Below are 13,914 nucleotides of genomic sequence, written 5' to 3'. Positions count from 1 at the left end.
CTTCGCGACGATCACAGTAAACGAATGACTGCATTGAATACGGCATGACTTACCTCGTCTTGATGGCGTAGTGACGCTCGGCCCACTTGAGCGCCGAGGTGGAGACGGCCGTAAACACCAGGAAGATGAGGGCCACCGCCATGTAGAAGGTGAAGGGCAACTGGGTCGAGCCCGCCGCGAGCGACGCTTTGCGCACCATGTCATCGAGGCCGATGATGGAGACCAGGGCCGTGGTTTTCAGCAGCACCAGCCAGTTGTTGCCAAAGCCCGGCAGGGCGTGGCGCATCATCTGGGGAAACAGGATGCGCACGAACACCTGACTGGCCCGCATGCCGAAGGCGCGCGCTGCTTCCAGCTCCCCCTTGTCCACCGCCAGGATGGCGCCGCGGAAGGTCTCGGTCATGTAGGCGCCGAAGATGAAGCCGATGGTGGCCACCCCGGCCGCAAACGGGCTGATGTCGATGTAATCGGGCACCAGGGAGACCCACTCCTGATTGGGGTCGCTGCTCAGCAGCCAGGCGTTGTATTGCTCGTTGATCCAGGTGCAGATGCTGTTGATGAGCACCTGACCGCCGAAGAACAGCAGCATCATCAACACCAGGTCTGGGATGCCGCGAATGAGGGTGGTGTAGCCGGTCGCCAGGCCACGGGCCCACTTGTAGGGGGAGAGTTTGGCCAGGGCGCCGAGCAGCCCGAGCAGGAGCGCCAGCAGCAAGGAGGCCAGCGCCACCTGCAACGTGACCCAGGCGCCTTCCATCAGGGAGGCTTCATATCCTTTCAAATCAAACACATGCAGCTCCATTACACCCAATTGAGTGGGCTCGCCCTTCCAGGGTAGAAGGGGTATATCCTTTTAAATCAAACACATCAAATCACAACTAAGCGGGCCCGCCGTTTTCGTGGGAAAAGCCGCGGGCCCGATGACGACGGTTGGAGATCAGGCTGTCGCCCTGTTATTCGCCGTATACGTCGAAATCAAAGTACTTGTCGTTGATCTCTTTGTATTTGCCATTGGCACGCAGGGCCAGGATGGCGGCGTTGAATTTCTCTTTCAGATCCTTGTCAGCCTTGCGCACCGCGATGCCGGCACCCTCGCCGAACCACTTGGGATCGGTCAGTTTCGGGCCGACGAATTCGAAGGCGTCACCGCCATCCTTCTTCAGCAGACCGTCGCTGATGGCGGCAGAATCGGCCAGCACGTAATCGACACGGCCCGATTTCAGATCGAGGTAGGCCTCGTCCGCGGTGCCGTAGCGCTTGATGGTGGCATTGGGGAAGTTGTCTGTGATGTAGGTGTCCATGGAGGTGGCGCGCTGCACGGCCACTGTCTTGCCTTCCATGAAGGCCTTGTCGAGCTGCAGATCCGTGCCTTTCTTGGCGGCGAAGCGAGCCGGAATGTGCTGGTACTTCTGGGTGAAGTCCACTTTCTTCTTGCGCTCTTCGGTGATGTCCATGGTGGCGATGATGGCGTCGTATTTACGCGACAGCAGCGCCGGAATGATGCCATCCCAGTCCTGCTTGACCAGAGTGCATTTCACCTTCATCTCTTCGCACAAGGCATTGGTGATGTCGATGTCAAAGCCCTTCACCTCGCCACTGGGCTCGGTCCAGGAGAAGGGAGGGTAGGCCCCTTCCACCCCGACTCGGACTTCTTTCCACTCCTTGGCCATCAGGCTGCCGGACGCCAGGGTGCTCAGAATGGCCGTGGCCAGCATCAGTTTTTTCATTGTCATCTCTCCTTGATAAAGCAACTGGGATACTGCGAAGACTCCACCATCAATAGATGGAGGAGATAAACTGCTTGAAGCGTTCCGACTTGGGATGGGCAAAGATCTCCTTGGGATTGCCCTGCTCCTCCACCACCCCCTGATGCAGGAACATCACCTTGTTGGAGACATCCCGCGCGAACGACATCTCGTGGGTCACCACCATCATGGTGCGCCCCTCTTCCGCCAGCTCCCGCATCAGGCTGAGCACCTCCCCCACCAGTTCGGGGTCCAGCGCCGAGGTCGGTTCGTCAAACAGCATCACCTCGGGATCGACCGCCAGGGCACGGGCAATGGCGGCCCGCTGTTGCTGACCGCCGGAGAGGTGGCCGGGATAATAGTCACGACGCTCCCACAGGCCCACCCGGTTGAGCAGCTGCTCTGCCTTGGCGATGGCCTCGGCACGGGGAACCTTGAGCACCTGAATGGGCACTTCGATGATGTTCTGCATGATGGTCATGTGTGACCAGAGATTGAAGCTTTGAAACACCATGGCCAGGCGGCTGCGAATGCGTTCCACCTGGCGCATGTCTTCCGGGGTGCGCTCACCGGTCCGGCTCGTCTTCATCCGGATCAGCTCCCCATGGAGGGAGACAGTGCCGGAGGAGGGGGTTTCGAGCAGATTGATACAGCGCAGGAAGGTCGACTTCCCCGAGCCCGAGGAGCCGATCAGGGAGATGACATCTCCCTTGTGGGCCGTCATATCGATGCCCTTGAGCACTTCGTGGGTGCCAAAGTACTTGTGCAAATCACGAACTTCCAGTGCGGCAACGTCGCTCATCCATTACAACCTTGTCTGTCCCTAGACGCCGCAGGGGCGTAATACCACCATCTCTCCATTAACAAAATGTTAACCGATGGCAACCTTCAGCGAAAATATCATCCACATGGTCAAAAAACAATACAGAACGGAGGTACTTGGTGTTTTATCTGTATTTTTATTGGCCTTGGCGGTATTTTTCAGCACTTTGTCTGCATAAAATACAATTTACCCCTTCCGCGTCCAGAACGGACTTTTCCTTTGATGGCACAGCCAATCGGTCAGATTTGCGCATCTTGACCATAACAGCACAAAAGCCTGTTTATTCATACCTGTTCTTCACGGGACACGATGCGGGATCCACGTGATTTTCCTGACTTTTTGGCCATTGAGGCTGCTATTCCGGCAAGGTCGCCCCACAGCAGAAACGGACACAAGAGCAGGGTTTGCTCAAAAAGAGGGTCGGATGAGACAAGTTTTCTAACAGATATGTGACACCCGATTAATAACTAATGATAAGGTGTCGTTTTTATCATTTTCGTCTTTGAGGCCCCGATGCTGCTGAATGTTCTGCTGATCCTCCTGCCCCTTGGGATCGGCTACCTGGTTCCCCTCTCCTCCAAGCCCCTGCTCAAGCTGGTCAACGGCGCCCTCGGCAAGCTGGTCTATCTGATCCTGTTTCTGATGGGATTGGGGCTCGCCTTCGTGGACGATCTGGGGAGCAACCTGCCCCGCATCTTCACGGTCGCAGCCCTGATGCTGGGCTGCACCACCCTGTGCAACCTGGCGGGACTCTGGTGGCTGGACAGACGCAATCCCCCCGCCCACGCCGGGCTCAATGGCCAGATGCCGAGCAAGTGGAAGATGCTGTGGGAGTCGGTGCAGCTCTGTTTCGTGGTGCTGGCGGGCACCCTGATCGGCCTGCTGTTCGAGCCCCGTTTCCTGCCCATCGACCAGCTCAGCGAATGGGCGCTGATGCTGCTGCTGTTTCTCATCGGGGTGCAGATGCGCAACTCCGGCATGCACCTGCGCCAGATCCTGCTCAATCCCTGGGGCATGAAGATAGCCGCCGTCGTCATCCTCACCAGCTGGCTTGGCAGTCTGCTGGCCTCCCTGCTGCTCGGCATGCCCTTCAGCCACGGGCTGGCCATGAGCTCAAGTTTCGGCTGGTACTCTCTCTCCGGCATCCTGGTGGCCGACAAGCTGGGGCCAGTGCTGGGCTCGGCGGCCTTCCTCAACGATCTGGGCCGCGAACTCATCGCCATCCTCATCATTCCCATGCTGATGCGCCACCACCCCTCGGCGGCGGTGGGATACGGCGGCGCCACCGCCCTGGACTTCACCCTGCCGGTGATCCAGCGCTCCGGTGGCATCACCATGGTCCCCATCGCCATCGTCTCCGGCTTTATCCTGAGCCTGCTGGGCCCCATCCTGATCCTGGCCTTCCTGGCCATCTGAGCCGGGCGCGCCCCCCCCAGGCGAAAAAAGCCCGGCAGCAATGCCGGGCTTTTTGTTGGTTCAGGGGAGTGCCACCTCTAGACTCGCCACCGGCCGCCGCTCATCACCCTCTCGATGGCGAGGTGCTCCGGCGCTATCAGCAGCAGATCCGCATCCTGCCCCACCCCGATCCCCCCTTTGCCCACCAGTCCCAGGGCCCGCGCCGGATTGGCCGTGACCACCCCGAGAGCGACCTCGAGCGACACCCCAAGGGCGCAGGCGCGGACGCACTCCTGCCACAGGCTGGCAATCTGGCCGCAGCGCATCTCCACAAGGTGCCCCTCGCCGTCAAAGCGCGGCAGGCTGGCGTTGGCATCCGAGCTGAAGCTGATGCGATCGGCAGGCACTCCGGCCGCCAGCAGCGCCACCAGCGCCTCTGCCGCCAGTTGCTCGCCATCGTCCAGCAGCTCGGGGAAGCTCGAGGTGGTGAGATCGATCCAGCCCCCCGCCCGGCCCCAGTCGATGGCCTCGGCAAAGAGCCAGGGGTTGCGGTTGCAGTGGGTGGGGTAGAGCTGGCGCAGGGGGATGTCGGTGCCATCGCGCAGGGCCCGCAGCGGCGCCAGGGCCCCGCGGCCATCCCCGACGTGGAAGAAGCTGACCCCGCTCTTGCCCGCGAGCAGCCCGGCCACCCGCGCCTCGCTCACCAGCCGCGCCAGCTCGTCGTGGGACGGCGCACTGGATCTGTGATCGCTGATGGCCAGCTCCCCCACCCCCAGCACCTCGGGGATCAGCATGATGTCCGACTCCACCCTGCCGGTGAGGGTCTTGACCGGCAGGTGATAGGAGCCGGTATACATGTAAGCGCTCACCCCGGCGGCGCGAAACTCGCGCACCTTGCCGAGCACCTGGGCCGGGCTGCGGGTCAGGCTGTCGGTGCCAAGCGCCGCCACCAGCGTGGTGACACCGGCCTTGAGCGCCTCTCCCGCCGCGAGTTCAGGGGTACGAAAGGCAAAGCCCCCCTCCCCACCGCCCCCCGTGATGTGGGCCAGGGGATCCACCAGCCCGGGCACCAGATAGCGGCCACGACCGTCGACGCGCTCCAGCGGCCAGTCAGGGGGGACTGTCAGCCCCTTGCCCAACCAGGCGATGCGGCCGTCGGCCACCAGCAGATCCTGCTGGCCGAGCGGGGCCGGGCTATGAATTTCCGCACCCTCGATCAGGGTCAACATGGGCTCTCTCCTTGCTGCATGAAAAAAGAGGGAGCAGGCTCCCTCTGCCTGTTACCCATCAATCGCCATAGATATCGTACTGAAAGTACTTCTGGTTGATCTCCTGATACTTGCCGTTGGCACGCAGGGTCTTGATTGCCTCGTTCAGCCTGGCCTTGAGATCCTGATCCCCCTTGCGCACCGCAATCCCCATGCCGTCGCCAAACCACTGGCGATCGGTCAGGGCAGGCCCCACATACTCGAACTTGTCCCCGCCTGCCTTGCCGAGCAGCCCCTGATCGATGGCAGAGGCGTCGGCCAGCAAGGCCAGCACCCGACCGGCCTTCAGATCGAGATAGGCCTCGTCGGCACTGCCGTAGCGCACTATGGTGACATCGGATCCAAAATTGTCCGCCAGGTACTTGTCGTGGGTGGTGGCCCGCTGCACGCCGATGCGCTTGCCCGCCATCCCTTCCGGCGTCAGCGTCAGTTCGGTGCCCCTGGCCGCCACGAAGCGATTGGGAATGTGGGCATATTTCTCAGTGAAGTCGACCTTCTTGCGCCGCTCGTCGGTGATCGACATGGCGGCGATGATAGCGTCGTATTTGCGCGACAGCAGGGCCGGGATCATGCCGTCCCAATCCTGCGCCACCAGCTCGCACTTGACGGCCATCTGCTGGCACAGGGCATGGGCGAGATCGATGTCAAAGCCCTTGATCTCCCCCGACGCATCGGTCCAGGAGAAGGGGGGATAGGCGCCTTCCACACCGAAGCGCACGGTTTTCCACTCCTTGGCCATGACGGGGGTGGTGAGCAGGCAGGCAGCAAACAGGGCTGACAGGGTCAGTTTGGTATTCATCATGAGTACTCCATTACAAAGCGCACAGGCGCGGTCAGGGCATCGCAAGCATGGGCAGGCGATGGCCAACAAACGGCAAAACGCGGATGAGCGAGATCAGCCCCTATGGGTACCAATGATCGACAGATATCAATGATCGGCGGGGGTCAATGAGCTGCTCCGGGGCCTCGATCTATTCGTCGAACCACTCGGAGAGGTAGAAAGGCTTGAAGTAGAAGGCCAGAAAAAAGCCTCTGGCTTTGCGCATCATGATGGTCTGTCGCGTCCTGTGACAAAGATGAGATCCACCTTAGCACGCCCCAAATTTGCCCTGCAAGAGGGGCTTGTGGGGCCCTCGCAAAAATCCTGGCCATGGCCAACAGAACCAGGATCCTCTAGGCTCTGAGCACCTTGCCATCGACCTGCCAACGACCCTGATCCCATGAATTTTCTGGCTCACCTCCATCTGGCGGCCCATACCCAAAGCTCTCTCACCGGCAACCTGCTGGGGGATTTCATCAAGGGCCCGTTGCCGACGGGTCTCGCGGCCCATTTCGATGAGGGGGTCTGGCTGCACCGCAAGATAGACGCCTTCACCGATGCCCACCCCGAGCACAGGGCGGCGGTCGCCTGCTTCGCGCCCCCCTGGCGCCGCTTTGGCGGCATTGTCGTGGACATGCTCTACGACCACTGGCTCTGCTGCCACTGGCAGCAATTCAGTCCGGATCCCCTGCCCCGCTTCCTGCAGCAAAGCTATGGTCAGCTGCTGGCGGATCACGCCCGCCTGCCGGATGGGTTGCCAATGCCCCTCAGGCGGATGGCGGAGCAGGACTGGATCGCCTCCTACCGGCACCGGGAGGGGCTGGGTCAGGCTCTCAACGGCATAGGCCGCCGCCTGCGCCGTCCACTCCCCCTGGGCCAGGCCCTCGCCACCCTGGACGAGGGGGCCTGGCATGCCTGCGAACAGGGTTTTGTGCGCTTCTATCCCCAGCTGATGGAGCACAGCGCGCAGCAACTCGTCCACTACCGCGCCACCAGGGCACCATGAGACCGGGGCCCGTCTGCGCCGGCTGGCGGGAAAGGAAAACGGGGCCGCGATCAGAATGGGGCTTTTATGACACCCAAAAAGGGAGGAGACTGCTGTCTGGATCCAGGCCGACAGCGCAGAGCCAGACCAGGATCCCAGCCATCAAGACCCAAGGAGACCTCTTCATGTCACTGCGATTGTTCTGTGGCGTCCTGTGCGGCGCCCTCCTCACGGGGGGCCCGGCCCAGGCCGCCGAGCCGGCCAAGTCCGCCATCCTGTTTGAAAACGTGCGCATCTTCGATGGCAAGGGCAGTTCCCTCAGCGCCCCCTCCTCCGTGCTGGTGGAGGGCAATCTCATCAGCCGGATCAGCCAGGGCCCCATCCAGGTGGAGGGCGAGGTGCAGCGCATCGACGGCCAGGGCAAGACCCTGATGCCGGGCCTCATCGATGCCCACACCCATCTGATGTTCGCCACCCTGCCACAGATAGCCTTGCTGACCAATGACATCACCTTCGCCACCGTGGCGGCGACCAGGGCCGCCAACGACATGCTGATGCGCGGCTTCACCAGCGCCCGTGACCTCGGCGGTCCCGTGTTCGGCCTCAAGAAGGGGATCGACATGGGCATCATCCAGGGACCGCGGATCTGGCCGGCTGGCGCCATGATCTCCCAGTCCGGCGGTCACGGCGACTTTCGTCTGCCCAACGAGCTGCCGGCCCTGGCGGGGCAATACTCCTTCGGCGAGCGGACCAATGCGGCCATGATCGCCGACAGCCCGGACGCGGTACGCCAGCGCACCCGGGAGCAGCTGGCCCTGGGCGCCACCCAGATCAAGCTGATGGCGGGCGGTGGTGTCGCCTCCAGCTATGATCCCATCGACGTGACCCAGTACACAGTGCCGGAGATCCGCGCCGCCGTGGAGGCCGCCGACAACTGGGGCACCTATGTGACCGTGCACGCCTACACCCCGAAGGCGGTGCGCCAGGCCATCGAGGCCGGCGTCAAGTGCATCGATCACGGTCAGATGCTCGACGAGGCCACCGCCAGGCTGATGGCCGAGAAGGGGGTCTGGTGGAGCCTGCAACCCTTCACCGACGATCGCAAGTCCCCCTTCCCGGAGGGCTCGGCCAATCGCCTCAAGCAGCTCGAGATGTACAAGGGCACCGATCAGGCCTTCGCCCTGGCCAGGCAGTACGGCATCAAGACCGCCTTCGGTACCGATGCCCTGTTCAGCGCCGAGGCCGCAGCCAGCCAGGGCACCATGCTGGCCAGGATGGGCACCTGGTACACCCCGGCCGAGGTGCTGAAGATGGCCACCCATGACAATGCCGAGCTGCTGGCCCTCTCGGGCCCGCGCAACCCCTACCCGGGCAGACTCGGCGTGGTGGAAGCGGGGGCGCTGGCCGATCTGCTGCTGGTCAGGGGGGATCCCCTCCAGGATCTCGCCCTGGTGGCCGATCCGGCCAACAACTTCCAGCTGATCATGAAGGACGGCAAGATCTACAAGAACAGCCTCTGAGCCCTGATCCGCGCAAATAAAAGGCCCCGAAAGGGGCCTTTTTTAGGGTGTTCTGCCAGCCAGATGGCGTCAGGCCTGCTCTTTTTTCTTGCGAATGCTCAGGCCAAGCTCACGGCCCCGCAGGCGGGCATAATAGATGGTGCCGACGAAGGCGAGGATGGTGAACACCAGCTCCACCACCGCCAGCCACCGCTCCCCTTCATCCGTGGTGATCAGGGTCAGGGCATGGAGGAAGTAGGGCATCAGCACGAAGTTGCCCCAGGCGTGGGTATAGGGGTTGCCCTGGAGTATGCCCTTCAAGGGGAACAGCAGGGGCACGGTCCAGATCACCGGCAGCAACCAGGGGTTGAGATCCGGGTGGGGAGAGAGCCAGACGTGCCAGATGATGACCCAGGCCAGCAGGCCGAGGAAGCCGACCAGGGTCAGCAGACGGGCGGCAAAGGTGGTCACTTGAGGATCTCCAGCACCTGCTCGGGGGGACGACCGATGCGGGCCTGCCCCTTGCGGATGACGATGGGGCGCTCGATGAGCCTGGGATGCTGGTGCATGGCGCGAATGAGTGCATCGCCGCTCGCCTCCCCCAGCCCCAGTTCCTTGTAGAGATCTTCCTTGGTACGCATCAGCTGACGGGGATCGGCAAAGCCCAGCTGGGTCAGCAGGGTGCGGATGGTCGCCTCGCTTGGGGCCTGCTCCAGATAGAGCACCACCTCGGGCTGGATGCCGTGCTGCTCGAGCAGGGCCAGGGTCTCACGGCTCTTGGAGCAGCGTGGATTGTGGTAAATTTGGGTCTCGCTCATGATAACTCCCTGATTTATCGCATGAGAGGGAAAGAAACGGCGCTATTGTATGGCAAAGCCGGGGGGCCGTCTCCCATTGATGAAATGAAACCGGACCGTTATCAACTTGTGCCGGGACAGCCCGATCAGGGGCGCGCTCCGCCACAGAGTCAACCGCACACGAGGAGGAGAGGATGCCAAGAACCATCTGGACGCTGGCCCTGGTCTGTCTGCTGGGGGCCTGCCGCCCGCCAGCCGAACTGAGCAATGCCCGGGGCGAGGCGGTCAGCCTGAGCCAGTTTGCCGGCAAGCCGCTCCTGGTGAACTACTTCGCCCAGTGGTGCGCTCCCTGCCTGCGGGAGATGCCCCTGCTCAACGCCCTGCACGCCGAGGGGCGGGTGCAGGTGCTGGCCCTGAGCTTCGATGCCATGACCCCGGCCGAGCTCGGCGAACTCGCCCGCCGTCACGACATCCGGGTACCCATCATGCAGCGCAACGACGGAGGCGCCCCTCTCCCCTTCCCGCGCCCGGGCCAGCTGCCCACCAGCTATCTGCTCGATGGCGAGGGCAAGCTGGTGCAGACCCTGGTGGGTGAGCTCGATGACGCGCGACTCGCGGCCCTGACGCTCCCGCAGCCATGAGATGCCGCCCGCGCAACAAAAAGGGCGCAGTGGTCACCCACTGCGCCCTCTGCGGCGGCTGGCCCTTCACATCTTGAGGCTCTCCAGGGCCTTCTTCTCCCGTTCCAGCTCGGTGATCCTCGCCTCGATGCGCGCCAGGCTCAGCTTGTTGCTGGTGGTGCCACGGGCCACGATCAGCTCGTCGATGGCGGCCTGGTAGTCCCCCCGCAGGGAGAGGGTCTCGGCCCGCGCCATGTGCAGTTCCTCCATCCTGCCCGCCTTGCGATAGGCATCCGCCAGCAAGCCCCAGGTCAGGCTGTTCTCCTCATGCTCCCGGGCGTAGGGGTCCAGGATGGCGATGGCCTTGGCGGCATTGCCGCTCTCCAGGTAGGCGTTGCCCAGGTTGATGACCACCACCTCGTTGTCCGGCATCCGGCGCCGGAACTGTTCGAGACGGGCGATGGCCTGACTGCCGCGCCCCTTGGCGAGATCGATGTCGGTCTGACCATCCAGGATGAAGAGATCCTCCGGGTGACGGCTGGCCAGCTCCTTCATGATGAGGTCGGCCTCATCGATGCGCTTGAGCTGGAGCAGCACCAGGGCCTTGCCATAGAGGGCGGCATCTTTTAGCGGGTAATCCCCCTTGGCGATGCGCTGCTCGAAGAAGGTGAGCAGGGCCGCCTGGCGCTCAGTACCGAAGCGGGCCTGGATCCGCACCTTGGCGAACCAGAAGTCCAGGCTGGGAGCCAGGTTGCGCTTGCCATAGCTGGCGGCCCTGGCGCGGGCCTCGGCGATGCGGGTCTCCGGCAGGGGGTGAGTCAGCAACATCTCGGGGGGCTTGCTGGCATAGCGGTACTCCGCCGCCAGCTTCTGGAAGAAGGTCGCCATGCCGCTGGGGTCGAAACCGGCGTCATACAGCGTCTTCATGCCGATGCGATCCGCCTCGTACTCGTTGTCCCGGGTGTAGTTGATCGCCGACTGCATGGAGAGGCCGAGGGTGGTCTGCAGGGCGGCTATGCCGGCGGTGGGATTGATCACCGCCAGGGCGATGGAGCCCGCCAGCCCGGCCAGGGTCATGGCGGTGCTGCTCGCCTTGGACTCGAGATAGCGGGCGATGTGGCGCTGGGTCACGTGGGTGATTTCGTGGGCCAGCACGGAGGCGAGCTCGCTCTCGCTGTCGGCGTAGAGGAACAGGCCAGTGTGTATCTTGACCCGACCGCCGAGGAAGGCCGCGGCGTTGATGCTGGGGTCGTTGATCAGGAAGAAGGTGAACGGGAAGCGCACCCCGTCTGCGTTGGTGAGCAGGCGCTGACCCAGATCGTCTATGTACTGGTTGAGCACGGGGTCGTCGATAACGGGCAGACCGGCGCGGGCGAAGCGCATGAAGGCATTGCCGTAGCGCACCTCCTGCTCGATGGGCAGGGCCGCGACGCCGGCGGTGCCGATGTCGGGCAGCTGGTTGTTGCCCTGGGCGGTGAAGCTGGCGCTCATCAGGGAGAACAACAGGGGAATGCTTGCCGTCAGGGGGGAAAAACGTGCCACGTTATCGCTATCTCCAAATAGGGTCTTCGGCAGGATACCTTCGCCCCCCGCGCCCCACAAGCGTTGTTTCAGGGCGCCATCGCGGCCATAATAGCGGCGTCTCGCCCGCTGGAGCCGTTATGGAGCACCTGGATCTGACCCCCTATCGCTGTCCCGAGCCACTCATCATGGTCAAACTCTGGTTGCGTCAGGCCACGCCGGGCCAGGCCCTGGCCATCAGCCTGGCCGACCCCGGCTCGCGACGGGACATTCCGGCCTATCTCACGCGCCAGGGCCATGCCGTGGTGCTGTGCCAGCAGACCCCTGCGCGCCTGCAGCTGCAGCTGACGGTCGGGGAGCCACCCTGTTGTTGAGGAGTACCCATGTTTGAAGTCCTGAAGCGCTGGTATCAGACTCGATTCTCCGATCCCAACGCCGTCACCCTCTTCCTGCTGCTGCTGTTCTGTTTCGCGACCCTCTGGCTGTTTGGCGACATACTGGCGCCCCTGCTGGTGGCCGTGGTGATGGCTTACCTGCTGGAGTGGCCGGTGAGCCGGTTGCAGCGACTGGGCCTGGGCCGCACCCCGGCTACCGCCCTGGTGTTACTGCTGTTTCTGATGCTCGCCGTGCTGGCCCTGCTCGGCCTGGTGCCGACCCTGTTCAGTCAGGGGATCAACCTGGCCAAGGAGTCCCCCGCCATGCTGGCCCATGCCCAGGACGCGGTGCGCACCCTGCCACAGAAGTACCCCGAGCTCATCGACATCAGCCTGGTGGAGACGCTGATCGACAACATACGCCAGCGCATCCTGAGCGGTGGCGAGAAGCTGGTGAGCGCCTCCCTGAGTTCCCTCATCAACCTGGTCGCCCTGCTCATCTACCTGATCCTGGTGCCGCTGATGGTCTTCTTCATGCTCAAGGACAAGGGGGTGCTGCTGGGGGGGATCCGCCGCTTCCTGCCCCGCAATCGCACCCTGGTCAACCGGGTCTGGGTGGAGATGAACGATCAGATCATCAACTATGTCCGGGGCAAGGTGATCGAGATCCTCATCGTCGGCATCGCCACCTATATCCCCTTCGCCCTGATGGGGCTGCGTTACTCCGCCCTGCTGGCGGTGGCGGTCGGCCTCTCTGTGCTCATCCCCTACATAGGCGCGGCCGTGGTGACGGTACCGGTCGCCATGGTGGCCCTGTTCCAGTGGGGCCTCACCCCGGAGTTTGCCTGGCTGATGGTCGCCTACCTGGTGATCCAGGCCCTCGACGGCAACCTGCTGGTGCCCCTGCTCTTCTCGGAGGCGGTCAACCTGCACCCCGTGGTGATCATCATCGCCGTGCTGGTGTTTGGCGGCCTGTGGGGTTTTTGGGGCGTCTTCTTCGCCATCCCCCTGGCCACCCTGGTCAAGGCGGTGATCAATGCCTGGCCCAAGCGGGATGAAGAGACCCAGCCTGCGGGCTGAGTCCAGGGCCTGGGCCTCTTCCCTGACGATGGCGCCCGGGCTTGAAGGGATCGCAAAAACAGGCTTCACTGGCAGCATCCACCCGGGCCCGGTCTGACCGAGCCCCCTTGTCCATGGATCACAAGGAATTTCTCCATGCCCTCTGTCCGCACGCGGCTCCCCACCGCCCTTGTCAGCCTGTTGGCCCTGATGCTGGCTCCCCCCGCCCTGGCCGATATCGACCTGGGGGCCCTCAGCGTCTTCGCCAGCGACAGTCCGGCCAGCCCCATTCCCAAGGGACTGGTGCTGGGCGGCGCCTTCATCGGCGGTCAGGCGCGCTATCAGCACCAGGATGACACCTTGCTGCCCATCCCGGGGGCCCTCTATTTTGGTGACAACCTCATGTATCTGGGAGACAGGGCCCGCTATTACCTCTCCCGGGACGGCAATCTGTCGACCTATGGCTTTGGCCGCGTGCGCTTTGGCAACCTGGATCCGGATGATGACCCCTTCTTCGATGGCATCCACAGACGCAAAGGCCAGCTGGAGGCAGGATTCGGCGCCGATCTCGTCACCCCCTATGCCCTGCTGACCTTGCGAGCCACCAGCGATGTCACGGGCAACAGCAAGGGCCAGGAGGTGATGGCCTGGGCCAACTTCCCCATAGTGCGCGGCAGATTGCTGCTCATGCCCGGGGCCGGCCTGATGCTGCGCAGCCACAACCTGGCCAACTACTATTTCGGCGGTGTCTCCGACGACGAGGTGGCGCCGGGGCGGGAGCAGTGGAACACGGGCACCACCCTCTCCCCCATGGCCTCCATCATCGGCAGTTACCGTTTCAGCCCCCACTGGATTGGCGGCTTTGGCATCAACTACGAACGCTATGATGACGACGTGGCCGACAGCCCCCTGGTGCAACATGGCGGCGAGCTCTATGCCGGGGTCGGGTTGGGCTATATCTGGTAAACCCGGGCAAGCGGGCCCCCAGGCGACGACAACAGGCCCCCA

The 13,914-nt window shown here is 63.2% G+C and carries 15 protein-coding genes; 7 read left to right on the top strand and 8 right to left on the bottom strand.

Annotation, left to right across the window (positions count from 1 at the left end; genetic code table 11):
- Positions 1-49: 49 nt before the first annotated feature.
- The 3 genes from BN1119_RS08445 to BN1119_RS08435 form a co-directional block, all read right to left on the bottom strand.
- Complete coding sequence (locus tag BN1119_RS08445) at positions 50-790, bottom strand: ABC transporter permease (protein WP_041996618.1); 741 nt, start codon at positions 788-790, stop codon at positions 50-52.
- A gap of 163 nt (positions 791-953) precedes the next feature.
- Positions 954-1,727: an ABC transporter substrate-binding protein gene (locus BN1119_RS08440; RefSeq protein ID WP_041996492.1), complete on the bottom strand. Its 774-nt coding sequence runs from the start codon at positions 1,725-1,727 to the stop codon at positions 954-956.
- A 49-nt stretch (positions 1,728-1,776) separates the two neighbouring features.
- The gene (locus BN1119_RS08435) at positions 1,777-2,547 is read right to left on the bottom strand and encodes an ABC transporter ATP-binding protein (protein ID WP_041996490.1); all 771 of its coding nucleotides are present in this window, start codon (positions 2,545-2,547) and stop codon (positions 1,777-1,779) included.
- A gap of 534 nt (positions 2,548-3,081) precedes the next feature.
- Between BN1119_RS08435 and BN1119_RS08430 the strand changes: the two genes are divergently transcribed.
- Positions 3,082-3,984 carry a LysO family transporter gene (locus BN1119_RS08430; protein ID WP_041996487.1) on the top strand — a complete coding sequence of 301 codons (903 nt, stop codon included), beginning with the start codon at positions 3,082-3,084 and terminating at the stop codon, positions 3,982-3,984.
- A gap of 77 nt (positions 3,985-4,061) precedes the next feature.
- Here BN1119_RS08430 and iadA read toward each other — a convergent pair whose 3' ends face one another.
- Together iadA and BN1119_RS08420 are read right to left on the bottom strand one after the other, a co-directional pair.
- The gene (gene iadA / locus BN1119_RS08425; protein WP_041996485.1) at positions 4,062-5,192 is read right to left on the bottom strand and encodes a beta-aspartyl-peptidase; all 1,131 of its coding nucleotides are present in this window, start codon (positions 5,190-5,192) and stop codon (positions 4,062-4,064) included.
- A 58-nt stretch (positions 5,193-5,250) separates the two neighbouring features.
- A complete protein-coding gene (locus BN1119_RS08420) occupies positions 5,251-6,033 on the bottom strand; it encodes an ABC transporter substrate-binding protein (protein ID WP_041996482.1) in 783 nt (260 codons plus the stop codon).
- Between the two features lie 418 nt (positions 6,034-6,451).
- On the opposite strand from BN1119_RS08420, the gene BN1119_RS08415 reads away from it, so the two are divergent.
- Complete coding sequence (locus BN1119_RS08415; RefSeq protein WP_041996480.1) at positions 6,452-7,057, top strand: acyl carrier protein phosphodiesterase; 606 nt, start codon at positions 6,452-6,454, stop codon at positions 7,055-7,057.
- A gap of 164 nt (positions 7,058-7,221) precedes the next feature.
- Positions 7,222-8,556: a metal-dependent hydrolase family protein gene (locus BN1119_RS08410; RefSeq protein WP_041996476.1), complete on the top strand. Its 1,335-nt coding sequence runs from the start codon at positions 7,222-7,224 to the stop codon at positions 8,554-8,556.
- A gap of 69 nt (positions 8,557-8,625) precedes the next feature.
- On the opposite strand, the gene BN1119_RS08405 is transcribed toward BN1119_RS08410, so the two are convergent.
- Both BN1119_RS08405 and arsC read right to left on the bottom strand, forming a co-directional pair.
- The gene (locus BN1119_RS08405; RefSeq protein WP_041996473.1) at positions 8,626-9,006 is read right to left on the bottom strand and encodes a DUF2069 domain-containing protein; all 381 of its coding nucleotides are present in this window, start codon (positions 9,004-9,006) and stop codon (positions 8,626-8,628) included.
- Positions 9,003-9,353, bottom strand: a complete 351-nt coding sequence (arsC, locus tag BN1119_RS08400; protein WP_041996470.1) for an arsenate reductase (glutaredoxin) — start codon at positions 9,351-9,353, stop codon at positions 9,003-9,005. Before arsC ends, BN1119_RS08405 begins: the two co-directional genes overlap by 4 nt.
- A 173-nt stretch (positions 9,354-9,526) precedes the next feature.
- Here arsC and BN1119_RS08395 point away from each other — a divergent pair, with 173 nt between their 5' ends.
- On the top strand, positions 9,527-9,973 hold the full coding sequence (locus BN1119_RS08395) for a TlpA family protein disulfide reductase (protein WP_041996468.1): 447 nt from the start codon (positions 9,527-9,529) through the stop codon (positions 9,971-9,973).
- Between the two features lie 66 nt (positions 9,974-10,039).
- Here the strand turns inward: BN1119_RS08395 and bepA are convergent, their stop codons facing one another.
- On the bottom strand, positions 10,040-11,494 hold the full coding sequence (gene bepA / locus BN1119_RS08390) for a beta-barrel assembly-enhancing protease (RefSeq protein ID WP_041996467.1): 1,455 nt from the start codon (positions 11,492-11,494) through the stop codon (positions 10,040-10,042).
- Between the two features lie 119 nt (positions 11,495-11,613).
- On the opposite strand from bepA, the gene BN1119_RS08385 reads away from it, so the two are divergent.
- The 3 genes from BN1119_RS08385 (at position 11,614) to BN1119_RS08375 (ending at position 13,872) form a co-directional block, all read left to right on the top strand.
- Positions 11,614-11,847, top strand: coding sequence for a sulfurtransferase TusA family protein (locus BN1119_RS08385; RefSeq protein WP_041996463.1), 234 nt, complete (start codon positions 11,614-11,616; stop codon positions 11,845-11,847).
- A 9-nt stretch (positions 11,848-11,856) separates the two neighbouring features.
- The gene (locus BN1119_RS08380; protein ID WP_041996460.1) at positions 11,857-12,927 is read left to right on the top strand and encodes an AI-2E family transporter; all 1,071 of its coding nucleotides are present in this window, start codon (positions 11,857-11,859) and stop codon (positions 12,925-12,927) included.
- Between the two features lie 135 nt (positions 12,928-13,062).
- Positions 13,063-13,872, top strand: coding sequence for a MipA/OmpV family protein (locus BN1119_RS08375; protein WP_041996457.1), 810 nt, complete (start codon positions 13,063-13,065; stop codon positions 13,870-13,872).
- Positions 13,873-13,914 lie beyond the last annotated feature (42 nt).

Origin of the sequence: Aeromonas bivalvium, assembly GCF_000819765.1 — a bacterium.
Lineage (GTDB): Bacteria > Pseudomonadota > Gammaproteobacteria > Enterobacterales > Aeromonadaceae > Aeromonas > Aeromonas bivalvium.
Note: the sequence above shows the minus strand (reverse complement) of the source record. Positions and strands in the feature narration are given on the sequence as shown.